Origin of the sequence: Blautia sp. HCN-1074 (genome assembly GCF_037890165.1) — a bacterium.
Lineage (GTDB): Bacteria > Bacillota > Clostridia > Lachnospirales > Lachnospiraceae > Blautia_A.
In genome coordinates this window covers 85,672-110,645 of the sequence record NZ_JBBKBP010000010.1, presented here as the reverse complement: position 1 = coordinate 110,645, position 24,974 = coordinate 85,672, and the positions used below count along the sequence as shown (strand labels likewise).

Sequence of the window (24,974 nt, the reverse complement as noted above, 5' to 3'; positions counted from 1 at the left end):
ATTACCCATAGGAAAAATCTCATATCCTGAACTATATTCTTTTTATATTCTCTTTCAGTTAAAGCGAATCTCATCCGCTAATTCCTTTGCCTCTTTTACCATAACCTGAATCTTATCAAATTCACCGTTTCTGATCATATCTCCCTTTACCATCCAGCTTCCGCCACAGCACAGAATCTTATCGCAAGATAAATAATCTTTCAAATTTCCGGTATTTATTCCTCCTGTCGGCATAAATTTAAGGTTCTGGTATGGCGCTGCCATTGCCTTTATCATGGCAATTCCACCAGCCTGTTCTGCCGGAAAAAATTTAACCACTTTCAATCCTCTTTTTACAGCCTGGGCAACCTCTGAAGGGGAAATACACCCAGGAAATACCGGAATGTTTTTTTTCAGACAATAATCCACGATTTCCGGGTCAAACCCTGGACTTACAATAAATTTTGCACCAGATTTCACTGCAAGATCTACCTGCTCTGTAGTCAGTACAGTTCCCGCTCCTACCAGCATATCCGCATATGTTTCTGACATCAGACGAATACTTTCTGCCGCTGCCTCTGTACGGAATGTTACTTCCGCACATGGAAGTCCGCCCTCAGACAGAGCCTTTGCTAAAGGAATCGCATCTTTTTTATCTTCCAGAACAACAACCGGCACTACTCCTAATTTCTGAAACTGTTCTTCTATTGTTTTCATAATCTCTGCCCCTTTATCTTTTAATATCAAAATTCATCTGCATCACATGACGGATCAGTGAAACATCATCGGTAATGTTTCCATCTCCATGAAGTGTATGCTTGATCGCACTGCTGGCCACTCCGAAATTTACGGTATCTTCCGGAGTAAATTTCTGCATAAGTGCGTAAATAATTCCACTTACAAACGCATCACCACCGCCAACACGATCCAGAATATTAAATGTCAGTTTTCTGCTCTCATAAGTCTTTCCCTCATACCACAGATATGCTTTCAGACTGTTTTCACTACAGCTTGGAGAATATCGTACATGTCTGGCAATACATTTCAGATTCGGATATCTTTTAACAAATGCATTGAAGACTATCTCTTGCTGTTCTAAATCTGGCTGAAATGGGATATCATCCTTCACGTCTCCTGCACTGTAATTATTTTCGTCTTTCCATAAGTGATATGGTTCTATTCCCATCAAAACATCGACATACGGAAGACACGCTGTACAGAATTCTCTTGCCTCTTCCCAGCTCCATAATGTACTTCTGAAATTTCCATCAAAGCTGACGGTGATTCCATTCTTTTTTGCAATTTTCAGACAGTCCATGATCATTTTTCTGCAACGTTCTCCCAAAGCAGGGGTAATCCCACTTAAATGCAGCCAGGTATAGCCATCCAGTAATTTTTCCAGATCGACCTTAGTAAAATCATACTCATCAAAAGCACTGTGTTTTCTGTCATAAATGACCTTACTTGGACGAATCCCATATCCAGTCTCCAGATAATATGTTCCTAATCTATGTGTCGGAGTTTCTTCAGATGTACTGAAAATTACAGGTGTACAGTCAACATCATTACTTTTCATCATTCTTATCGCACTTTTTCCAAGGCTATTATCCGGTACAACCGTAAAGTATGAACTGTCTATCCCAAGATTTGCCAGAGACAATGCCACATTCGCCTCACTTCCTCCATATCTCGCTTCAAAGCAATCTGCCGTCCGGATTTTTTCACAGTCAGGAGGAGTCAGACGCAGCATAATTTCACCCATTGTTATAAATCTTTGTTTTCTATTTTCTTCCTGATACATAGTCAATTCCTTTTCTCATATCCCATTTGATCAATATTCCAGATATGCACCCTTCATCGGACTCGCCGCATGCTGGCTGAATAATCTCAAAACTCCTTTTCTATATTTCGGCTCTCTTGGTCTCCAGTTTTTGCGTCTTTCTTTTAGTATCTCATCAATCTCTTCTGCTGTTTTGCGCTCTCCGGCAATTCCAATGATATTCAGTTTTCGCTCCATTACATCAATTTCAATCAGATCGCCTTCTTCTACCAGAGCGATAGGACCACCATCTACTGCCTCAGGGCTGCAATGTCCGATCACCGGACCTGTTGAAGCTCCTGAGAATCTTCCATCCGTGATCAGAGCGATACTTTTTCCTAATTCTTTATCACTGCTGATTGCCTCAGATGTATAAAACATTTCCGGCATTCCGCTTCCTTTTGGTCCTTCATAACGGATAAAGACAGCATCACCTTTCTGAACTTTATGTTTAAGAACCGCATCCAGACATTCTTCCTCACTGTCAAATGGTCTCGCACGAAGAACCGACTTGAACATTTCTTTCGGACACGCCGTATGTTTGATAACAGCACCTTCAGGCGCAAGATTACCTCTTAATACTGCAATACTTCCATCTGTTCCAATGGCTTTGTCATATGGACGGATAATATCTTCTTTTGAAATTTTAATACCATATCTCTGATTAAATTCCTGCAGCCATTTATCACATTTCTCATAAAATCCGTTCTTTTTCAGATCATCAAGATTTTCACCAAGAGTCTTTCCTGTTACCGTCATTACATCAAGATGCAGATGTTCTTTAATTTCTTCCATGATGGCCGGAACTCCTCCTGCATAATAGAAGCATTCTGCGGGCCACCTTCCAGCCGGACGAACATCTAACAGATATCTTGCATTTCTGTGAAGGCGGTCAAAAGTATCTCCTGTAATTTCTATTCCAAACTCATGTGCGATTGCCGGAATATGGAGAAGACAGTTTGTACTTCCTGAAATTGCTGCGTGAACCAGAATTGCATTTTCAAAACTTTCCATTGTCACAATATCACTTGGACGCATATTCTCTGTCTGCGCCAATTTCACCGCCTGTCTTCCGGCCTCTCTTGCATATGCCAGAAGATCCGGGCTGGCTGCCGGCATTAATGCGCTTCCCGGAAGTGCAAGTCCTAACGCTTCTGCCATAATCTGCATGGTTGATGCAGTTCCAATAAAAGAGCATGCTCCACAGCTTGGACATGCATTACATTTAGCCCAGTCCAGCTTTGCCTCATCAATTTCGCCTCTCTCATATTTCGCGCTGTACATGCCAAGCTGTTCAAGAGTAAGCATCTCTGGTCCGGCATTCATTGTTCCACCAGGAACAACAACGGCTGGAATATTGACTCTTGCCAGCCCAATCAGATTTCCCGGCATTCCTTTATCACAGCTGGAAAGATAGACACCTGCATCAAATGGAGTTGCATTGGCATGAATCTCTATCATATTTGCAATCATTTCCCGGCTTGCCAGACTGTAATTAATTCCATCTGTTCCCTGACTTTCCCCGTCGCAGATATCAGTACAGAAGTAACGCGCTCCAAAGCCTCCGGCTTCTGCAATACCTTTTCTGACTTCTTCTACCAATATATTTAAATGTCCGCTTCCCGGATGACTGTCACCATAAGTGCTTTCAACCATAATCTGCGGTTTCCCAAGATCTTCCTTTTTCCATCCTGTTCCGATTCTTAATGGGTCTAATTCCGGCGCTAATTTACGCATTTCCTGACTTTTTAAATTCATGATTTTTCCTCCTGCTAAGCAATTTAGACGTAAGATTATTCGAGAAATCAACCTGTTTGTACACTAGAGTGTGTTTCAAACATGTGCTAAAATATATATGGTAATTTTTTATTATGAAACGATAAACCATACGATCGTTGCTCCAACAATTCCTACTAAACCAACAATCGTTTCCATCACTGTCCATGTTTTCAGATTTGTCTTTTCATCAACTTCAAATAAAGATTTGGAAAGCCAGAAACCGGAGTCATTTACATGGCTGAAGGCTGTTCCTCCTGCTGCAATCGCGATAGTAAGTGTTGCAAGCTGCAACTGTGAAAGACCTGAAACCATAGGCATGTGTTGTAACTATTTTTATATTTCCGGCGCCTTGCTTGATCATGGCTACACTATAACAATTGGATTTTCAGCTTTCAATACATATGACGTATATATATTTTTTTCTGCAAAACGACAAAAACAGGCGGTGATTTTTCCTTGTTCACCGCCTGTTTTTTGTATATTTTTACTATCTTTCATTAAAAAACGTTTTTATAACATTCAATACGTCTGATGTATTTACATTATTATTCTTGTTTGATTGATTAATAGCAGATGTACTTATATATCATCTGGTTCATGATTTTTTCTTACTTTTTTCTTTTTTTCCAGAAGTTCCATGATTACCTTCCGGTTATAGGTCAGGTGCATATTCATGGCACATTTTGCCCCTACAGGATCTTTATGTTCAATAGAGTTAACAATTGCCCTGTGTGTTTCCAGAGTTTCCTGCATCAGACTTCTGTATGTGATATTGGCAAATATCACAACTGATGTATTGATTACAGGGATCAGACGCTCTACTACCATATTTCCACTGAGTTTCGCCAGATAACTATGGAATTCCATATCTTTCTGGATATGATTATGCCCTTGCTTGTATAGCATCTCAACTTCATTACATAATTCACGAAGTTTCGCAATCTGTTCCTTCGTTGCCTTTCTACATGCCCATGTGACAATCTCCGGTTCAATCATCAGACGGACATCAAAAAGATCTAATGCCAGCTGATATCTGTCTTTTATCTGCCCAAATCCCAGAACATCATTCTCCATATAAACTGTACTGATCACATAAGTTCCGTCTCCACGCCGCACTTCCAGAATCCCACGGCTTACCAGCCCCTTCACAGCCTCACGAATTGTACTTCTTCCTACATCAAATATCCCAGCAAGCTCAAATTCATTTGGAATTTTCTCACCAATTGCAATCTGATTATCTAAGATGTACTTCATTAGCTGATCCTCGGTTTGCTGACCAAGAGTCTTTTTTATCTGTACTTTTTTCTGACTCATTGTTTCCTCCTTATGATTGTATGTCCAGCAATATACAACAGAATCGGAATCAGATGTTCCGAATAGTTACTGATCACTCCGAAATTGCATTCTGCTCCAGATATTTCTGCAAAGAAGATACATACAGTTTCCCCATATTACTGAGAATAGAATTCTTTCTGGTGATGTATCCGATTTCCATATCGCTGTTCTGGTTCTGTTCATCGCCCTCGAAGGGAATTGCCAGATAATCACTGCCGTTCAATTCTTCACAGATGATTCCTGAACATAAAGTATATCCATTTAAACCAACCATCAGATTCAGCATCGTTGCACGGTCTGAAGCTTTGACTGTTCTGGTGTATTCGTTCGTAGACAGAATCTCTTCCGCCAGATAGAAATTACCTTTTTCTCCCTGTTCAAAAGACAGACATGGATATTTCTCAAGCTGGCTGTAACTGATTGATTTTTCCTTCGCCAGCGGGTGATTTTTCCATAAATATACATAAGCCTGACAGTCTATAAGATGATGAAATTCCAGGTTCGCAGAATGAAGAAGTTTCAGCAATGCCTTACGGTTAAAATCACTGAGGTAAAGCACACCAACCTCACTCTTCATAGTGCTGACATCGCTGATTACATCTGCTGTTTTTGTCTCCCTGATGGCAAATTCATATTCCGACATATCGAATCCCTGTGCCATATCCACGAATGCCTTTACTGCAAAAGAATAATGCTGCGTAGAAACACCGAACTTCTTCTTATAAGAACCACCCTCGCTGTATTTCTCCAGAACACTCTCGTATTGACCATAAATCTGACGGGCGTACATCAGAAACTCTGTACCGTCATTGGTCAGAGTTACACCTCGGCCGCTGCGGTTGAAGATGGTGATTCCGAGTTCCTTCTCCAGCTCTTTCACAGCATTGGTTAACGATGGCTGGGAAATATATAATGCCTCGGCGGCTTTGTTTAATGAACCTGTTTCTGAAATTGTGATGATGTAATTCATCTGTGTTAATGTCATAACTTCTCCTTATTGTCTGCAATTATTTTACGCTTTGACAGGCTGAGTCAATCGGATATTCGCAATTGAAGCAGGGGACTTACTTGATTCGGTTAAATATCGTTTGCCTGTTTTTTTTATTTTAGTAAACGAAACGTTTTTTTACAAGGATAATTCTCGTATAAAAAAGAAAAACCATGGTTCCAATCCTAATTGCCCACGGTTTTTCCTCTTTTCTACTTCACTATTCTATCACATTGTTGTTTATCGCATTACCAAAAAATAATGATATAAATTTAAGTATCTTTTCTCACTACCTGTAATAAATCCCGCCCCAGTAAATATTGTCTTTCACAATCGTCTCCGGTGGCAGTTCTATCCCGTCTAATGCCCATTTCTTATACTCTGCGAATCCCACGCGGTCAATGATATATCCCACATGTTCTTCTCCGCCCGGTGCATTCGGGTCGATATATTCTTTTACAAATTTATAGGTATTCAGAATGACCTTAATGATCGTATCCTCATCCGCCCAGATCAGGAAATCCTCGCCAAGACGCGGGTTGCGTTTTCCGGTTCTTCCCATAAGCGTAAGGCGGTAGTATTTTTTCTCACTTCGTGTCCATGCTCTGGTCGGACATTTCGTTACGCAGACTCCACATCCCACACACTTTTCCTCATTGCGCACAACCCGGTAATTCTCCATTTTCAGTGCATCTACAGATAGCTTATCGCAGCCTTTTACACAGGCTCCGCAGGATACGCAACGGTTCGGATCATACTGCGGTTCTGTCATTCCGATGATTCCAAAGTCATGCATTCTCGCCTTGATACAATCATTTGCACAGCCTGTAAGAGCAACCTTGAAATGAAGATCATTCGGGAAAATAGCTTTCTCAATCCTCTTTGCAAAAGCTGCCGTATTATAGTTTCCAAAAGGACAGACACGATTTCCGATACATGCGCAGACATTTCGTGTCCCTGATGCCGGATATCCACTTCCAGATTCTGTCTGATTAATCTCAAGATTCTCAATAATCGGCTGAAGCATTTCATTGACTTTGTCCATATCTTCCATACGGATTCCTTCAATCTCAAAGCCCTGACGGGTAGTCAGATGAATCTGTCCGTTACCATATTTCTTTGCAATATCTACTACCTGCTGCATAACTTCCGCATTACAGCAGCCACCCGGAACACGTACTCTTGACGCTGCGATTCCACGAACCTTTGATACACGGAAGGCATTTTTCTTAAGTTTCTTTGTATTAATATCCATCATTCATCCTCCCTTAATCAAACAGTTTCTTTCCTTCTGAATAACAGAAAACCGGTCCGTCCAGACAGATATAGGTGTCATTCATTCTGCAATGTCCACATTTACCAAGTCCACAGCACATCTTTCTCTCCTGGGAAATCCAGATCTGCTCCTCTTTCATACCCAGCTTCAGAAGCTCTGCCACTGCAAACTTCATCATAATCGGCGGCCCTACTACGATCGCAGCTGTCTCGCTGATATCCCCAAGCTCAAGTCCCGGAATATACTTGGTAACAAGTCCGGTCTGATAAGCTGGATCATCTGAAGAATCTACTGTCAGAATAAAATCCATCTGATTTTCCCATCGCTTTAAATCTTCCTTAAACAGAATATCTGACGGAGACTTAAATCCAAGGATCGTATGAAGCTTCTTCACCTCATCTTTGTGCTCACCGAAATAGCTGATCACACCGCGCACCGGAGAAACGCCTGTTCCGCCAGCCACAACAATCAATTCTTTTCCCTGATAATTTTCTTTCTGGAATCCATTTCCATAAGGTCCTCGCATGAAAAAGCTGCTACCCTCTTTCAGCTCAAAAATCTCGCCTGTTACCTTGCCTACCTTACGGATCGTCAAGTCTACATAATTCGTTCCGATCCCGCTTACAGAAATCGGTGCTTCCCCATATTTCGGAATGGAAACCTCGAAGAACTGTCCCGGTTTTACATCACCCACATAAGTCATACGGAAAGTATACTCTGTCTCGGTATGTTTAATAATCTCCTGAATCTTAGACAAGAAAGGAATATATTCGTTCGTCATCTTATTTTCCCTCCTTTTCTTTCAGCTTCTGCAGACATGCAATATAGGAGATATACTCCGGACAGACATTCTCACAGCGGCCGCAGCCTACGCACATATGATAGCCGAATCTCTTTTTATAATCTGATACCTTATGTAAAACCTTAAAACGCATTCTGTCTCCCTGACTCTGGCGGAAACTATGTCCTCCCGCAATATCAGAATATCCATCCACCTGACAGGAAGCCCACACGCGGCGGCGTTCCCCGGCCTTCGGATTATCTTTATAGAAAATATCCTGCATGGTAAAACAGGTACAGGTTGGGCAGACAAAATTACAACGTCCACATCCAATGCATCGTCCTGAATATTCCTGCCACATGGAATCTTCCTGAATATTCTCCGGCAGACTTTCCGGAATCTCTACCTGAACCTGATTCTTTTCCACAAATACCGGCTCTTCTTCAGTGCTCTGTCCACATTCCGGGAGCAAACTTTCCAGTTCTCCACTTTTTACATCCACATAACAGCCATTTTCATCCTGAAAAGCATAAATATCATAACCTTCACATCGGTTTGTTCCCATACTTACACAGAAACAGGATTCTCCGGATTCCTTACATCCCATCACAGCAAAAACTGTATTCTCCCGCATTCTTCTGTAGTAAAAATCCTCCGCACCATTCCTCAGATACATCTCATCCAGACGTTTCAACGCATGGAAATCACAGCTTTTCAGAAAAATCATTCTCGGTCTGGCAGGTCCGTCTGCTGTTTTCATCTCATTTTCTGTAAAATAAAGAATCGTTTCAGAAATCGGAAACAATGCTTCTTTAAAACTGTAGTCAGATTTTCTGTCCCAGACAAGTTCCTCCCAGCTTTCAAGCTGTCCATAACGAACTACATCTGTATCTGAAAAACAGCCTGTTCCCTGATAAAGTTTCGGACCGTATATATCATAGGACTCCTGCAGACTCTCAAAAAACTGCTGCATCTCATCCCTGTTTAATCGTTTTCCCATCAGATACCCCTTTCTCACATCTTATAAAAGTCTGCAAGACCATCGAAATCTATCAGAATGAATCGTTTGCTGCTGTAGTGGATCAGTCCTCTGTCAGTCAGAACCTTACACGCACGGGATACATTTTCTCGCGGAACTCCTACCAGATCTGCCATCAGTGTAATAGTAAGATCGATATCTACCATTACACCCTCTTCTGTCTCCACACCAAAATCCCGTCCAAGTTTCCATAACTTGGCTGCGATTTTCCGCTCCGTCTGCATATTTCCGGTAGTATTTTTCAGCTGATGCCCCATACGCCAGAGGTTCCTTTCATATTCACGCAAAATGGAATAGGTCAACTCATGACACTGCTCCATAAGCCGCAGAAAAACGCCCTCTGGAATTTTCAATGCCTGCACAGGACAGACTGCCTCACCAAAAAGAGCATTCGGCTTTTTGCTCACAATGCTCTGATTTAACAGTCGTCCTTTTCCCAGGATAAAAATCACCTTTCTGTTTCCGTGCTTCGTCAGGTTGTAAAGCATCACCTCGCCCGAAAGCACAAAATACACAAACTCTGTTCTGGTGCGGGAATGAAAAATCACTTCTTTCTTCTTATAAGAAGCAACTGTACTTTCATTAAGAAGATTCTGCAGGATATCCTGCGGAATCCCTTCAAAAAAATCCAGCTTTTCCAGCTCTCTGATCGTTATCTGTCCCATCGTTTCAACCTCACTGACATGCCCCGGCAAAAATTAATTAACTGCAAATATTATTCAATCTTCGAACAATCTCTTCGACAGTTTCATATTCATTTTAATCATGTCCTGCAATTCATGTTTATTATAATGAGAAAATTTTTCGGTTTCTGTGATGTATATCACATTTTCAAAGATTTATAAAAAAATTTCTTTAAATCATAAAAATCGTTCTGCTGCCTTGTATTGTATCCAATAAATATTATTCTGCTTCAGGATGGTACATCTGATGTTCTTTCTCCAACTCTTTATAAAGCTGCATACAGTTCCAGTTCTGATTATGCTCTGTCAGAACTGCCTTATAGTCCACCGGTGTTCCTGCTTTCCGCAATGTATAGAGCACCTGGTCAAATAAATTCCCGGTGATTCCTGCAAGAATCAACATTTCCTTTTCCATCTGTTCCTGTGGTATCAATGCTGACAGAATCTCTGTTGACGCAGTCTCCACTTTCGCAATCTCCTTCACTCCAGCTAGATAACCAATCGGCTGACAGTAATCCTGAGATTCCACTGTTTTTAAGCGGATTTTGAATGGCAGTAATGCCATTTTTAATTTACGAAGTTTCTGCTGGTCTTTAAAATTTATTAATAAAATCGTTGGTTTCATTTATGTTGTCCTCCTATAGTAACCCTCAAAGATTAACTTATTGGTCTTCTATGCTTTTTCTTATTGCCCATCATACCACACAAAATCCGCCAAATTCAACACCTTGCATTGTAATTCACACGTTATTGTGGTAAAGTAGTGTCATGCTATTTTTTCTGAATCTGGAAATTTATTGCAGTCGGCACATGCTCTGCCATCTTCTGTTTCTACTTGAGCCATATATTCTAGAGCGTGTTTGAAAAATGCTTTCTGCAAGATGTGCGTCACAATTTGTGGGAGATTTCGCCTGAATGAGGGCGGCGTAGCGGGCTACGCCAACCGAATGAGGGCAAAATATACCGCAAAGTGGGGCGTGCAGATTGCGGGAATGATTTTTCAAACACGCTCTAGACACCTGCAAGTTATTTCCAGCATCAGAAAAATGAAGGAGGGAACTAATGAAAAATTTCTATTCGTGGTACAAAAAGCATATCACCACCGCAATCTTTATCGGCCTGATCCTCGGTATTCTTACCGGACTGTTTCTGGCAGGCAGATTTGAGCCGGTACTTACTATCACAAGTCTCATCGGAAGCATTTACATGAATGCTCTGAACATGATGATCTTTCCACTGGTCTTCTGTTCCATCATCATGGGTATCTCCAGTATCGGCAATGCCCGTACAACCGGTAAGATCACAGCCGGAGCCATGATCTTCTTCCTGTGCACAACTGCACTTGCCAGCCTCGCAGGACTGATTATTCCACGACTGATCCATCTCGGTGAAGGCGTTAAATTCGAAATGGCAACTTCCGATATCCAGGCCACAGAAATGACCAGCATTCTGGATACCATCAAGAACCTGATTCCATCCAACCCGGTTGCAGCTTTTGCAAACGGAAATATGCTTCAGGTACTTGTATTTGCAGTAATCGTCGGCTTCACCCTCATCGCCATCGGTGAAAAAGGTGCAGCACTTCTGAAAGTGATCGACTCCTGTAACGAAGTCTGTCTGAAAGTAATCAGCACAGTTATGTATTTCACGCCAATCGGTGTCTTCTGTACAATCGTTCCTGTTGTAGAAGCCAACGGTACAGAAACAATCGTTTCACTTGCAACCCAGCTGATCATTCTGTATGTAGCATTCTTCGGATTTGCAATCGTTGTTTACGGCGGTGCTATCAAACTTCTTGGAAAAGAAAGTCCAATCAAATTCTTCAAGACAATGCTTCCAGCAGCATTAAACGCATTCGGAACCTGCTCCAGTTCAGCAACCATTCCGATCAGTAAGCAGTGTATGGAAAATGAAATGGGCGTATCTGATAAAATCACAAGTATCGCCATTCCTCTTGGTGCTACAGTAAACATGGACGCTGTATCCATCCTGATGTCCTTTATGATCATGTTCTTCGCAAATGCCTGCGGTATCAACGTAAGCATTTCCCTGATGATCGTAATCCTTCTGGCAAACGTGCTCCTCTCCGTAGGAACACCTGGAATCCCAGGCGGTGCCATCGCATCCTTCGCAGCCCTCGCAACAATGGCAGGTCTGCCAGCCGGTGTTATGGGCGTTTACATCAGTATCAACACTCTCTGCGATATGGGAGCTACCTGCGTCAATGTTATCGGAGATATGGCCGGATGTGTAGTTCTGAAAGAAAAAATTAAGTTGGAAGACTAAGTTGGAAGATTAATTTTAATAACTAATGTAAAAAAGTTGTTGTATTTTCATTTGATATATGAAAAATACAGCAACTTTTTTCAAAACCACTCTGGTACACTTTCACTTACAGATACTGGCTAAACTCCACTTTCTCCTTATTTGGTCCTTCAATCGTAAAGAACTTCACACCATTTTCCCAGAACGGCAGAAAATGAATCGTATCCTGTGTGGAATTCAGACCAGATTCATTAATATACCGAAAAATCTCCTCAATGTCTCTCACATCAAGCGCAACATGATCAATCGCCCCATGCTCCATCTTCGCCGCATGATTCTCATAAGTCTCCACAACCAAAGTTCCCAGCTTCAGAAAAACAACCTTCTCATTCGCGTCCTCATTCACAGTCTCAAACGCCGTCTCAAATCCTAGCTTATGATAAAACTCCACCGTTTTCTCAATATCATTCGTCGGAATCCCGATGTGCTGTACACCTGTTGAATAATTCTTTAAATCCATAATCATTTGCTCCTTTCTTATATCACACTACTGCCTCAACAATATGCTTTTCTCCAATAAAAACATCATGAACACCAATTTCTTTGTTTTTATTAAAATTAAAACTCAATAAATATCCTGTATCCGTATGATACTCATTCAGATAATCTACTATCTGTTCTTCTCCACGTTTATTATACTCCTCACCATGCCACAACTTCAATTCAATAATATATTGTTTTCCCCGATAATCCACGATAACATCCGTTCTGCGCATGCTTCGCGTCTGAGCCTCAATATAATAATTTCCTGTTCCATTGATAATCGGACGTAGATACAGTAAAAAATATAGCCTTCCTTCCTCTTCCAGGAACCTTTTTCCACATTTTCCAAACACATCATGAAAATGCCAGACAAATTTTTCCAGAACTTTTCTCATATCCAGACATCCATCTATAATAAATTGGTTTTTATCCTGTAAGGAGGCTCTGTAAATATCATTCTCACGCAATTCATCTTCTGATAAAAAAAAATTATACAGCCGTATCTCAAAAATACGATTCGCTACAGCCACATTTCCATTCTGATTTTTTATAAATCCAAACATGGCAGCCATATCAATAATGCCCTCATCTGTATTATATGGATAAGACTTACCGGTAAAAAGAATTCCTTTTATCAGCTTGCTTAATTCAGGATAATCATGCAATTTTCCAATTAAAGATTCAAACAATGTATTCTTCTCAGAGAGAATCAGACGAACAGCTTCATTAAATCCATTTTTCGTCCATGCCAGCTTTTTATCCTCTATTCTCTGATATACAAAAGCATCTATCAACTGACATATTCTTGATACAAGAAATGGATAACCATCTGTATAATCAAAGATCAGTTTCGACATGCCTTCAATATCCATCCCACTGTTATGATCATCCTCATATTCCTGCAGCATGCCCGAAATTTCTTCCTTCGAAAAACTCATATCAATATTAAAATCAGCAGCAATATTCCATGGACTATTATACTTATGATCTTCCTCTGAACGAATCTTCTGCTTCAGGTTTTTAATATCATAAACACCTGCAAAAATCACCGACTGAAATGCCGGCTGCATATCACGGGCAAGATACATCGCACGCAACTGAGCAAGAAAATCTAAAAACACCTGGTTATTTGTCGCACTGTCAATTTCATCAACCAACAATACAATAGGCTTGTCCGTTACTGCACAGATCTGACGTAAGTTTTTAAAAAGAGGTCTTAATGTAAATCGTTCACTTTCCGATTCCACTTCCAGTTTTTTCAACGCATTTTTAAGTTTCGTATTCTCTTCATAATCATTATGATCAAATAACTCCGTAAATTCCATTGCAAAAGAAGTCGAAAAAATGTTTTCTGCGCCGAAATCAGCATTACTAAATGTCTGAAAATCTATAAATACAACATGGTAGTCATTCTTTAAATACTGATTCAAGGCTCTGAGCGTAGTAGTTTTTCCATACTGACGCGCCTTATTAATGACAAAATAACTTTCACCATCCACCAGTTTCTTTATTTTTTTCAAACGATTCTCTATATTTACCATATAATGCTTCTTAGGAACACATACACCTGTCGTATTAAATACCTTCACTATTTATTTCCACCTCTTTTCTGACGTTTCGCATTGTATATCATTTATATATTTCACCTATACTCTGTTCTTTCCACGAATATGGCAAAAGATTATCTGTTTACTTCGGTTAAAAATATTATATCCTGTTCTTTAAGCACTGGCAAGAAAAGCCTGATGATGTAATCCGACAAATCATTACTGTTGTTACTATTTACTCTGTTCTCAGTAACACGCTTCACGATATACCTGATTGCACACCTTTCTGCCTGCTCTTTATTCGCAGTACAATAAAATCCAAAATAAAAATCTCTATTATAAATAGACTTTCTTATACTCGGATACACAACAATTTCTTTACTTCCATAAAATAAAACCATTCCTTCTCCTTTCCCTGTTACTTGTATGTACTTATGATTGTAAGTCTTTTCTCTAACAGAATCAACCTCTTTACGTCCAGCATTACAGTCATTACTGTTCCCTCTTACACTTCCAATCCCCAGCGCGAAGCAGCATCTCTTTGCAGGTGAATTTGGAGGGGGCTTAGTAACTCTTAGGTGGGGGAAATCCGCGTTATGAAGAAAAATAGCAACCTGTCTGAGCGGAGTTCTGCAACGGAGCGAGTTTTGCATTTTTCTTCATGCTTTTAGCGGATTTTCCCTCACCTTAGAGTTACTTAGCCCCCGGAACTGAACCTGCAGATAGATGCTACTTCGCGCGTCCCTTATTGTCTGTGTACGCCCCACGCCAACAAACTTCCCCCAAATACTTACAAAAACCTCTTGACTTTCAAAACAAATCGCGTTAAAATTGCTTTAGTTTTTTAAACAGCTAAACCTATAACGCATAAATTCAATGAAGGGAACCAGTAAAAACAGTCCACCTGTCCCCAGAGAGCTGCAGTCCGGTGAAATGCAGCGACAGACCTGTTTCGAATATCATCCCCGAGAAGGAAAGCCGAACCTTGAATACAGCCATCACAGATATCGCCGCATTCACAGTAAGCTTCCCCGTCCGCCCCCCGTTACAGGAGCCGCGTATATCGGTACGTTGCAGAATCGTACTTGTTTCAAAGATGAAACAGGGTGGTTACGGAATATTATATGTCCGTCCCTGCGTGGGGCGGACTTTTTTTATGTCAAAAGTGCCCTGACACACGAGACATACTTTCTTTTCCAGGCTGTCGATCTGAAACCGAAACACTACTTCTGCTTTTTGAAAACAGCAGAATTCACCACAGATGAATCTGCCCTACATTTCGAAAAACAGGAACAAAAATTTTGAGAGGAGTAGAGAGCATGAAAATCTACAAAAAAATCATGAACGCACTGGCTGCAGCAGAAAAGATCGTCCTTGTGATCTCCACACTGCTGATTCTGGTGCTGACTGTGGGAAACGTATTTTCCCGTAAAGTCATCCACCGTTCCTGGTCCTTCACAGAAGAACTTGTAGTAGCGGTATTCGTACTCATCACCCTGCTGGCAGCCGCACTTGCCTGCCGCGAAGGAGAACTGGTCAGCCTGACACTGGTTACAGACCGCCTTCCGAAGAAACTGAAGAAACCATCCGTAATCCTGATCACAGTCCTGAGCATCATCTTCAGCGTCATCCTTTTCAAATACGGAATGGACAAGGTAATCACTCAGCTTCAGAACGGAAAAAGAACCTTCGTATTAAACTGGCCTGAATGGATCTTCTGGTCCTTCGTCCCTATCGGTGCAGGATGCATGATCCTTCACTTCATCGAATTCTGTCTGGACTTCTGCTGCAAAACCGATAGCGCAGAAAATGCCGACAAAAACACAAAAAGTAACATGAACACAATCACAACAGACAAAAAGGAGGGCAAATAAATGATCAGTGCAATCTTATTTATCTCCTTCTTCATATTCCTGATCCTCGGTGTGCCCATCGGAATCTGCCTCGGACTTTCCTCCGTATGCGCAATCCTCTACTCCGGTACATCCCTGACGATTGTAGCAACAAATATGTACTCAGGAATCAGTAAATTCCTGCTCCTGGCAATCCCATTCTTCGTACTGTCAGGTAACATCATGGCAAAAGCCGGTATCTCCAAACGACTGATCAAATTCGTTGATACCTGCGTAGGACACAAAAAAGGCGGTATCGCTATCGTATGTGTCATCGTAGCCTGCTTCTTCGGCGCAATCTCCGGTTCCGGTCCTGCAACTGTTGCAGCCCTTGGTGCCGTACTGATCCCTGCAATGGTAGAACAGGGCGGTTTCTCCGCACCATTCTCCACAGCACTGATGGCTACCTCAAGTTCCATTGCCATCGTCATCCCGCCAAGTATCGCCTTCGTTGTATATGCTTCCATCACAGGCACATCCATCGCAGATATGTTCATGGCAGGTATCGTACCAGGTCTTCTTATGGGCGTGGCACTGGTAATCGTAGTAATGCTGGAAGCAAAGAAGCATAACATCAAACCATCCAGAGAAAAAGCCTCAGGCAAAGAACGCTGGGACGCTTTCAAAGATGCTTTCTGGGGATTCCTGATGCCAATCATCATCCTGGGCGGTATCTATGGCGGTATCTTCACACCAACAGAAGCAGCAGCCGTATCCGTTGTATACGGACTCTTCGTAGGTATGGTCATCTACCGCGAGGTTTCCATCCGCGATATGTTTGACATCCTGGTAGACTCAGCAAAGACAACCGGCGGTATCATGCTCATCGTAGCAAGTGCCTCCCTGTTCTCCTTTGTATGTACCAAATTCGGTATTGCAGAAGCAGCCTCCAATTTACTTGGAAGCATCGCACACAACCAGTTTACCTTCCTGCTGATCGTAAACATCATCTTCCTGATCGCAGGATGCTTCATTGATGCAAACTCCGCTATGTACATCTTCATTCCGATCATGCTTCCTGTATGTAAGGCACTGGGATACGATGTGGTAGCATTCGGTGTTATGGCAACTGTAAACCTTGCAATCGGACAGGTAACTCCTCCTGTAGGTGTAAACCTTTTCGTAGCAATCAGTATCAAGATTAAAAAAGGTCTGGAAGTTACTCTGCAGGAGATCTCAAGGGCAGTTGTGCCAATGATCGCAGCCTGCGTTGCAGTTCTTCTGATCGTTACATACATCCCGATTACCTCCACCTTCCTTCCGAAAGCTCTTGCAAAAGAAGGCTCCTACACAGGTGATCAGTCCTCCGCTTCCTCAGATACAGCTTCCAAGGATGCTGGAGACGGCAATAACTCATTCGACACAATCGCAGATTACAGCGACCTTGACTGGCCAGAAATGACCTGGAACTTCGCTTGCTCCACTACTGAAACAAGTACCTGGGCTGACGGCGGACGTAAGTTCGGTGAACTGATGGAAAAAGCCACAGGCGGCAAAGTTAAAGTCAATATTTACGCTGCTGACCAGCTGACAAACGGCAACCAGTCTGAAGGTATTCAGGCTCTGATGAATGGTGATCCGGTTCAGATCTCCATGCACTCCAACCTGATCTACTCCGCTTTTGACCCACGTTTCAACGTTGTTTCTCTTCCGTTTGTCTATGATTCTTATGATGACGCAGATGCGAAATTCGACGGCGAAGCTGGTGAAAAGCTGAAAGAAATCCTCAGTGAGTACGGACTCCACTGCATGGGTATTGCAGAGAACGGTTTCCGCGAAATCACAAACAGCAAACATGAAATTAAATCAGTAGACGATATGAAGAACCTGAAGGTTCGTGTAGCAGGCTCCAACCTTCTGATGGAATGCTACAAGAGATGGGGCGCTGATGCCACCAACATGAACTGGTCAGAAACCTACACAGCACTTCAGCAGAACACTGTTGAAGGTCAGGAGAATCCACTTCCTGCTATCGACGCTGCAAGTGTCCAGGAGGTTCAGCCTTACTGCTCTATGTGGGATGCAATCTATGACTGTCTATTCTTCTGTATCAACGAAGACATCTACAATGGTCTGACACCAGAGCAGCAGAAAGTTGTTGACGAAGCAGGTCAGAAAGCAGTTGAATACGAGCGTTACATCAACCGTTCCGGTGATGACGAAATCAAAGAACGCTGGGCAAGCCAGAATGGTGTAACAATCACAGAAAAAGAAGATATGGATATCGACTCCTTCAAAAAGGCAGTTGACGGTATCGATGACTGGTTTGTAAACGAACTGAAGAGCCAGGGCTACGACGATGCACAGGATCTGGTTGACCTTTTCACAAAGGATTCCTTCAACACAGTGGAAGATTACAGTAATCTGGACTGGCCGGAAACAACCTGGAACTTCGCTTGCTCCACTACTGAGACAAGTACATGGGCTGACGGCGGACGTAAGTTCGGCGAACTGATGGAAAAAGCTACAGGCGGCAAAGTTAAAGTCAACATTTACGCAGCTGACCAGCTGACAAACGGCAACCAGTCCGAAGGTATCCAGGCTCTGATGAATGGTGACCCGGTTCAGATCTCCATGCACTCCAACCTGATCTACTCCGCATTCGATCCACGTTTCAATGTTGTTTCTCTTCCATTCATCTATGATTCTTATGATGATGCTGATGCAAAATTTGACGGCGAAGCCGGTGAGAAGCTGAAAGAAATCCTCGGTGAATACGGACTCCACTGCATGGGTATCGCAGAAAACGGTTTCCGTGAACTGACAAACAGCAAACATGAAGTGAAAACTGTTGACGATATGAAGAACCTCAAAGTTCGTGTAGCCGGTTCCAACCTTCTTATGGAATGCTACAAGAGATGGGGTGCTGATGCTACTAACATGAACTGGTCTGAAACTTATACAGCACTTCAGCAGAACACTGTTGAGGGTGAGGAGAATCCACTTCCTGCTATCGACGCTGCAAGCGTTCAGGAAGTTCAGCCTTACTGCTCTATGTGGGATGCAATTTATGACTGTCTGTTCTTCTGTATCAACGAAGACATCTACAACGACCTGACACCAGAACAGCAGGCTGTTGTTGATGAATGCGGACAGAAAGCTGTTGAGTACGAACGTTACATCAACCGTTCCAGCGATGATGAAATCAAAGAACGCTGGGAATCCAAAAACGGCGTGACATTCACAGAGAAATCTGATATGGATATCGATTCCTTCAAGGAAGCCGTTGACGGTGTAGACGAATGGTTCGTAAACGAACTCAAGAGCCAGGGCTACGACGACGCCCAAGATCTGGTTGATCTGTTTACAAAATAACACCTTTATCCAATTAGAAAAGTTAATATCTCCATAAAAATAAAAGAACAGGGTATGAAGTTTCATCAAATAAAGATGAGCTTCATACCCTGTTTAATTATTGTTACTGTTCACTCCGTGCCCAGTAACACGCTTCGCGATGCACAGAATTTATGCTAATCGCATAAATTCGCGCTGTATGTCTCGGGATTTTGGCATATTCATGCCAAAACGCCTCGCGGGATAGTGGCGTGTGAACAGTAACTAATTATTTATATAATTTAAGTATTAGAACATAAAGTACTTGATATCTTCTCTCTTTAACGTTATACTGAACTGGTATAATTGAACAGACTCCGGATGCGAAGTTTCTACCCTTGCCTTCCAGTTTTATGAAAGGAGGGGATGCCTGATGAACACAATGGAAGTTCTTACTTTATTATTAGTAATCTTTACGGCATTGACTTACATAGATCAACATAAAAAGAAATAAGCATCCAACTTTGGGCGGTGGGATGCTTAAATTCTTTTCACATTAATTTTACCGAGGGTAACCGGAACTAGCTTCCGGTCAACTTCTAAGTAGATTATACAATGGAGCACTTGAATTTTCAAGTGCTCTTTTATAACAATTCAGATAGGATTCCACATGTGTTGAGTCAATCGGATATTCGCAATCCGCTTTCGCTACTTGCTCATAACCAAATAACTGCTTCGCAGTTTATCAGAAGGGGCTTGTACCCCTTCTGATACAAGCAAGTCCCCACCCACTGCTTATTGCTCTTCGCAATTGAAGTAGGGGACTTACTTGATTTGGTTAAAACAAAGTGAATTGCAACTTTCATATTTTCAGATAAGACTTTATCTTCTCTTCCTGCAAATCCTCACCAATTACAATCAAAACCTCCTGCCCTACATGAAGAGGACGGATCGTAATTTCATTCTTAGTAGCATTTAATTCAATCCACTTTTTCCAATTTTTCTCCGTCTGAACAGACTTTCCAGAAATTCCATCACCATCGTCCACTCTCATAAATCCTTTCATACGAAATACATGTCCGCATTCCGGATCAGACAGAATCTTCTCTGCCGCTTCCCGCAGTTCCTTCTCGGTCATTTTCACATTCATATAATACAGAGAAGTAAACGCCTCATCCGCTTCGAGCTCCGGTTTCCGGTAAGTTGACATCTCATATCCACAGGACGCAATCCCGGCAAAGTCCTCTTTCGACATTTCATCCCAGTTTTTGTGGATAACATTACCCATTTTATCCATATCCTGTTCCGTATTTTCCTTACCTAAACCGCCAAATCTCCTGCGACAATGCACCTTCTCCAGCGCCCGATTTACATGATCAATTGTCCCCTGAATTTCCTCCGGTGAAGCCTCCTGGCTCTTGCTCATCACGATACATCCCGCATCTGCCACCTCAGAAGCCAGAATAAAATCCGCCTCATCCGACAAATCATTCTCCAGCCTGGAATCCACGATCGCAATCACATTTCCAATCTGGTACCAGCGATTCAGTGGTTCTTCATGAAGGATATCAAAGAACTCATCCACATCAAAAATCCCCGACGGTTCCACGATCACACGATCATATCCGCACATTCCCATAGCAATCAGCTTCGTTTTAAACCGTCTCCTGTGACAGTCCTTGTCACACCCACCGGAAATCATCTCCAGCTCACAGTTATCTCCCATCAGATCCTGAAGCAACATCATATCCACATTCACTGCCCCATAATCATTCTCAAGTATTCCAATATTATTTCCTTCATCCATCAGATACTTCGCATACTTCCTGATAAACGTCGTCTTCCCCGACCCCAGAAAGCCTGTGATTAAATCTACCTTAACCATTCGTTGTTTTCCATTCCTTTCGTAAACTTATATCGCATAATAATTGATAATTTTTTATCTGAATTTTTCATAAACAATCTCCATAATTTTTTATTATAACGGAAAACTTAAGTAATAACAATGGACTAACAGAACAACAAATTAACTTAAATATATTCCTTCCATAGTATAAGGGCGCAGCAGACCTTATCTGTCTGCCACACCCTTATACGCATACCTTTTAATCCATATAACTCTATATAAAAGTAATCCTTTAAGATAACTCCAGCTTACCAGTATAAAGCTGATAATAAGTTCCTTTTAACTTAATGAGGTCTTCATGGTCACCTCTTTCAATGATCTTACCATGATCCAGTACGATGATGGCATCGCTGTTTCTGATGGTTGAGAGTCGATGGGCGATTACGAATACGGTACGGCCTTTCATCAGGTTATCCATACCTTTCTGTACGATACTCTCTGTACGGGTATCGATACTTGAAGTTGCTTCATCCAGGATCAGTACCGGCGGGTTGGCTACGGCTGCTCTGGCGATAGAGAGAAGCTGGCGCTGTCCCTGAGAGAGTTCCTCGCCGTCACCGCTTAACATGGTGTCATATCCATTCGGAAGCATCTTGATGAACTGGTCTGCATGAGCCAGTCTTGCTGCCTCATATACTTCCTCATCTGTCGCATCCAGTTTACCATAGCGGATATTTTCCCTAATAGTTCCAGTGAACAGATGAGTATCCTGAAGTACAATTCCCAGAGAACGTCTGAGGTCGTCTTTCTTAATCTTCGTGATGTTGATTCCGTCGTAACGGATCTTACCTTCCTGAATATCGTAGAAACGGTTAATCAGGTTTGTGATGGTTGTCTTACCGGCACCGGTAGAACCTACGAAAGCAAGTTTCTGTCCTGGTTTTGCAAAGAGACTGATGTCTTTCAGAATTACTTTATCCGGGTTATAACCGAAAGTAACATCTTCGAAACGTACATCTCCTGTCAGCTCTGTGTAGCTTACAGAACCGTCTGCGGAATGCGGATGTTTCCATGCCCACATACCTGTTCTTTCTTTGCATTCTATGATGTTTCCATTGGCATCTTTCTTCGCATTGACAAGTTCTACATAGCCTTTATCCTCTTCCGGTTCCTCATCAATGAGCCTGAAGATTCGTTCTGCACCAGCCAGAGCCATAACGATTGCGTTAAACTGCTGTGCCACCTGCATAAATGGCTGTGTGAAGCTCTTTGTAAACTGCAGATAGGAAGCCATGACACCAAGAGTGATGCCGCCGATTCCTGTTACAGATAGAAGTCCGCCAAGTACAGCTGTTAAAACGAACTGCAGGTTACCAATGTTACCAATTACAGGTCCCATCATGTTACCGTATTTATTGGCATTTGCAGAACTTTCGAAAAGTGCTTCGTTGAGTTTGTCAAATTCTTCTTTGGACTGCTCTTCGTGGTTAAAAACTTTTACAACTCTCTGTCCGTTCATTCTCTCTTCCACGAAACCAGTCACATCTGCCAGAGATACCTGCTGGCGGATGAAGTATTTACCACTGTTAGAACCGATTTTATTCGTGACCTTCAACATGACGAAAATGATCACAACTGCCAGAATTGTAAGCAGCGGGCTTAACACCAGCATGGAAATAAATGTAACAATGATCGTAAACAATGCCATCAATGCCTGCGGAATCGCCTGGCTGATCATCTGTCTCAATGTGTCGGTATCGTTGGTATAAAGACTCATGATGGATCCGTTTGTGTTCTGATCGAAGTAGCGGATCGGGAGAGTCTGCATATGTTCAAACATATCGTCACGGACACGTTTCAGCACGCCCTGACCGATATAAACCATTGTTCTGGTATAGATAAATGTAGCAATTACACCAAGAAGGAAAATACAGCCAAGAACGGAAAGCGCCTTATACAGTTCTGCAAAGTTCGGATCTGTCTGTCCGATCAGCGGAATGATAAAATCATCCAGCAGGAATTTCAATGACAGAGAAACAGAAATGCTGGCTACTGAACTAATAAAGATACAGATAAACACAAGGATAAACTGTGCTTTATAAGTTGCTGTCATATATTTCAGAAGTCTTTTGGCAGTTTTGATGGTATTCTGATCTAATTTTTTCTTCTTATTCATCGTCTCCGCCTCCTTTGACCTGTGATTCATATACTTCTCTGTAAATATCGTTTGTCTTAAGCAGTTCTTCGGATGTTCCCACGCCTACGATCTTACCGTCATCCAGTACGATAATCTGGTCTGCATCCTCAATAGAAGAAACTCGCTGTGCAATAATGATTTTTGTTGTATTCGGGATTTCCTCGCGAAAAGCCTTACGGATCAGGGCATCTGTTCTGGTATCTACCGCACTGGTAGAGTCATCCAGGATCAAAATCTTCGGTTTCTTAAGAAGTGCTCTGGCAATACACAGACGCTGCTTCTGTCCACCGGATACGTTGTTACCACCCTGAACGATCATAGTATTATAGCCATCCGGGAATTCACTGACGAATCCGTCTGCCTGTGCAAGCTTACAAACTCGCTGAACTTCTTCATCACTGGCATGTTCATCGCCCCAGCGGATGTTTTCATAAATGCTTCCGGAGAAAAGCACATTTTTCTGCAGTACCATAGAAACCTGGTCACGAAGAACCTCCAGATTATAGTTACGGACATCTACGCCGCCAACCTGTACATTTCCCTTCGTGACATCATAGAGTCTCGGAATCAGCTGTACCAGAGTAGATTTGGCACTACCGGTTCCACCGATAACACCGACGGTCTGACCTGATTTAATATGAAGGTTTACATCCTTCAGGGAAAGGTTTCCGCCTTCTCCTGCATAGCTGAAATCTACATGATTGAAGTCAATAGAACCATCTGCCACTGTTTTTACTGCATCAGCCTTATCCTGCATTTCCGGAACTTCATCCAGAACTTCAATGATACGGTCTGTAGATGCCTGTGCGATCATAATCATAACAAATACGAAAGTTACCATGTTCAGGGACATCAGAATCTGAAGTGCATAAACGATAACACTTGTCAGTTCACCAGTCTCCATGCCGCCGAGAACGATTCCTCTTCCACCGATGGCAACAATGATAATAATTACGGTATACATCATAAACTGCATAACCGGAGCATTCCATGCAACAATCTTCTCTGCTTTAGTAAAGAGGTTGTAAACGTATTTGGAAATTCCATGGAATTTCTCGATCTCATGGTCTTCTCTTACGAATGCCTTAACTACGCGGGATGCATTTACATTTTCCTGTACAGAATTGTTCAGGATATCGTACTCATCAAATACTTTGATGAAATGCGGATGTGCTTTCTTTGCAATGAAGATCAATGTACCGCCCAGAAGCGGAACTACGACCAGGAAAAGTAAAGCAACTTCCTTGTTAATGGTCAGTGTCATGATCCATGACAGAATGATCATAAACGGTGCTCTGGCAAGGAGACGTATGCTCATCATATATGCCTGCTGCACGTTCGTGATATCTGTAGTCAATCGTGTGACCAGACCTGAGGTTGAAAAGTGGTCGATATTTTTGAAGGAGAAATCCTGCACCTTGTAAAAAATATCATGTCGTAAATTCTTTGCATATCCTGCTGCCGCAACTGCCGCCATGTTTCCGGCCTGTACACCGAAAAACAGAGAGATCATTGCCATTGCAACAAGGATGACTCCTCGCTGGATGATATAGCTCATATCGCCGTTTGCGATACCTACGTCGATGATCTTCGCCATTTCCAGCGGAATCAGAACTTCCATCAGTACTTCCAGAATTACAAGGATCGGAGCCAATACAGACTGCTTCTTGTATTCCCGGACGGAACTTAAAAGTTTCTTATTCATCTTTGTCGATGTCCTCCTTATTCTTTA

23 protein-coding genes are annotated in these 24,974 nt (G+C 42.1%); 4 read left to right on the top strand and 19 right to left on the bottom strand.

Annotation, left to right across the window (positions count from 1 at the left end):
- Positions 1-54 precede the first annotated feature (54 nt).
- The 13 genes from WKT11_RS10560 to WKT11_RS10500 all read right to left on the bottom strand — a co-directional run bounded on the left by WKT11_RS10560 (position 55) and on the right by WKT11_RS10500 (position 10,641).
- Positions 55-696: a bifunctional 4-hydroxy-2-oxoglutarate aldolase/2-dehydro-3-deoxy-phosphogluconate aldolase gene (locus WKT11_RS10560; RefSeq protein WP_118408627.1), complete on the bottom strand. Its 642-nt coding sequence runs from the start codon at positions 694-696 to the stop codon at positions 55-57.
- Between the two features lie 13 nt (positions 697-709).
- Positions 710-1,741, bottom strand: a complete 1,032-nt coding sequence (locus WKT11_RS10555; RefSeq protein WP_243099400.1) for a sugar kinase — start codon at positions 1,739-1,741, stop codon at positions 710-712.
- Positions 1,742-1,810: 69 nt separating this feature from the next.
- The gene (gene ilvD / locus WKT11_RS10550) at positions 1,811-3,556 is read right to left on the bottom strand and encodes a dihydroxy-acid dehydratase (RefSeq protein WP_340284209.1); all 1,746 of its coding nucleotides are present in this window, start codon (positions 3,554-3,556) and stop codon (positions 1,811-1,813) included.
- Between the two features lie 111 nt (positions 3,557-3,667).
- Positions 3,668-3,895: a GntT/GntP/DsdX family permease gene (locus WKT11_RS10545; RefSeq protein ID WP_118609842.1), complete on the bottom strand. Its 228-nt coding sequence runs from the start codon at positions 3,893-3,895 to the stop codon at positions 3,668-3,670.
- Positions 3,896-3,940: 45 nt separating this feature from the next.
- Positions 3,941-4,075: a hypothetical protein gene (locus tag WKT11_RS10540; protein ID WP_274604820.1), complete on the bottom strand. Its 135-nt coding sequence runs from the start codon at positions 4,073-4,075 to the stop codon at positions 3,941-3,943.
- A gap of 81 nt (positions 4,076-4,156) precedes the next feature.
- Positions 4,157-4,891 (bottom strand): FadR/GntR family transcriptional regulator, encoded by a 735-nt coding sequence (locus tag WKT11_RS10535; protein ID WP_340284205.1) that lies wholly within the window; start codon positions 4,889-4,891, stop codon positions 4,157-4,159.
- Positions 4,892-4,964: 73 nt separating this feature from the next.
- A complete protein-coding gene (locus WKT11_RS10530; protein WP_119245289.1) occupies positions 4,965-5,897 on the bottom strand; it encodes a LysR family transcriptional regulator in 933 nt (310 codons plus the stop codon).
- A gap of 292 nt (positions 5,898-6,189) precedes the next feature.
- The gene (gene asrC, locus WKT11_RS10525; RefSeq protein WP_340284239.1) at positions 6,190-7,155 is read right to left on the bottom strand and encodes a sulfite reductase subunit C; all 966 of its coding nucleotides are present in this window, start codon (positions 7,153-7,155) and stop codon (positions 6,190-6,192) included.
- Positions 7,156-7,168: 13 nt separating this feature from the next.
- Complete coding sequence (asrB, locus tag WKT11_RS10520) at positions 7,169-7,957, bottom strand: anaerobic sulfite reductase subunit AsrB (protein WP_117675555.1); 789 nt, start codon at positions 7,955-7,957, stop codon at positions 7,169-7,171.
- A 1-nt stretch (position 7,958) separates the two neighbouring features.
- Complete coding sequence (gene asrA / locus WKT11_RS10515) at positions 7,959-8,957, bottom strand: anaerobic sulfite reductase subunit AsrA (RefSeq protein ID WP_117675557.1); 999 nt, start codon at positions 8,955-8,957, stop codon at positions 7,959-7,961.
- A gap of 14 nt (positions 8,958-8,971) precedes the next feature.
- Complete coding sequence (locus WKT11_RS10510) at positions 8,972-9,661, bottom strand: Crp/Fnr family transcriptional regulator (RefSeq protein ID WP_118629559.1); 690 nt, start codon at positions 9,659-9,661, stop codon at positions 8,972-8,974.
- Positions 9,662-9,899: 238 nt separating this feature from the next.
- On the bottom strand, positions 9,900-10,304 hold the full coding sequence (locus tag WKT11_RS10505; protein ID WP_118629561.1) for a DUF3783 domain-containing protein: 405 nt from the start codon (positions 10,302-10,304) through the stop codon (positions 9,900-9,902).
- Positions 10,305-10,473: 169 nt separating this feature from the next.
- Positions 10,474-10,641, bottom strand: a complete 168-nt coding sequence (locus WKT11_RS10500; RefSeq protein ID WP_340284237.1) for a DUF6783 domain-containing protein — start codon at positions 10,639-10,641, stop codon at positions 10,474-10,476.
- Here WKT11_RS10500 and WKT11_RS10495 point away from each other — a divergent pair.
- Positions 10,561-10,845 carry a DUF6783 domain-containing protein gene (locus tag WKT11_RS10495; protein WP_340284199.1) on the top strand — a complete coding sequence of 95 codons (285 nt, stop codon included), beginning with the start codon at positions 10,561-10,563 and terminating at the stop codon, positions 10,843-10,845. The two genes, WKT11_RS10500 and WKT11_RS10495, sit on opposite strands and share 81 nt — an antisense overlap.
- A complete protein-coding gene (locus WKT11_RS10490) occupies positions 10,742-11,965 on the top strand; it encodes a dicarboxylate/amino acid:cation symporter (RefSeq protein WP_340284197.1) in 1,224 nt (407 codons plus the stop codon). The genes WKT11_RS10495 and WKT11_RS10490 overlap by 104 nt, the downstream gene beginning before the upstream one ends.
- 106 nt (positions 11,966-12,071) lie before the next feature.
- Here the strand turns inward: WKT11_RS10490 and WKT11_RS10485 are convergent, their stop codons facing one another.
- The 3 genes from WKT11_RS10485 to WKT11_RS10475 all read right to left on the bottom strand — a co-directional run bounded on the left by WKT11_RS10485 (position 12,072) and on the right by WKT11_RS10475 (position 14,435).
- Positions 12,072-12,464 carry a VOC family protein gene (locus WKT11_RS10485; protein WP_117675565.1) on the bottom strand — a complete coding sequence of 131 codons (393 nt, stop codon included), beginning with the start codon at positions 12,462-12,464 and terminating at the stop codon, positions 12,072-12,074.
- 22 nt (positions 12,465-12,486) lie between these two features.
- Positions 12,487-14,076: an AAA-like domain-containing protein gene (locus WKT11_RS10480; RefSeq protein WP_340284194.1), complete on the bottom strand. Its 1,590-nt coding sequence runs from the start codon at positions 14,074-14,076 to the stop codon at positions 12,487-12,489.
- A 92-nt stretch (positions 14,077-14,168) separates the two neighbouring features.
- Positions 14,169-14,435 (bottom strand): DUF3990 domain-containing protein, encoded by a 267-nt coding sequence (locus WKT11_RS10475; RefSeq protein WP_117675569.1) that lies wholly within the window; start codon positions 14,433-14,435, stop codon positions 14,169-14,171.
- A gap of 918 nt (positions 14,436-15,353) precedes the next feature.
- Between WKT11_RS10475 and WKT11_RS10470 the strand changes: the two genes are divergently transcribed.
- The gene (locus WKT11_RS10470) at positions 15,354-15,908 is read left to right on the top strand and encodes a TRAP transporter small permease (protein ID WP_117675573.1); all 555 of its coding nucleotides are present in this window, start codon (positions 15,354-15,356) and stop codon (positions 15,906-15,908) included.
- Positions 15,909-19,241 (top strand): TRAP transporter large permease subunit, encoded by a 3,333-nt coding sequence (locus WKT11_RS10465; RefSeq protein ID WP_117675575.1) that lies wholly within the window; start codon positions 15,909-15,911, stop codon positions 19,239-19,241. It abuts the gene before it with no gap.
- A gap of 820 nt (positions 19,242-20,061) precedes the next feature.
- Here the strand turns inward: WKT11_RS10465 and WKT11_RS10460 are convergent.
- The 3 genes from WKT11_RS10460 to WKT11_RS10450 form a co-directional block, all read right to left on the bottom strand.
- Positions 20,062-21,084, bottom strand: a complete 1,023-nt coding sequence (locus tag WKT11_RS10460) for a GTP-binding protein (protein ID WP_117675577.1) — start codon at positions 21,082-21,084, stop codon at positions 20,062-20,064.
- Between the two features lie 253 nt (positions 21,085-21,337).
- Positions 21,338-23,221 carry an ABC transporter ATP-binding protein gene (locus tag WKT11_RS10455; protein WP_340284188.1) on the bottom strand — a complete coding sequence of 628 codons (1,884 nt, stop codon included), beginning with the start codon at positions 23,219-23,221 and terminating at the stop codon, positions 21,338-21,340.
- Positions 23,214-24,947: an ABC transporter ATP-binding protein gene (locus WKT11_RS10450; protein WP_118516498.1), complete on the bottom strand. Its 1,734-nt coding sequence runs from the start codon at positions 24,945-24,947 to the stop codon at positions 23,214-23,216. Before WKT11_RS10450 ends, WKT11_RS10455 begins: the two co-directional genes overlap by 8 nt.
- Positions 24,948-24,974 lie beyond the last annotated feature (27 nt).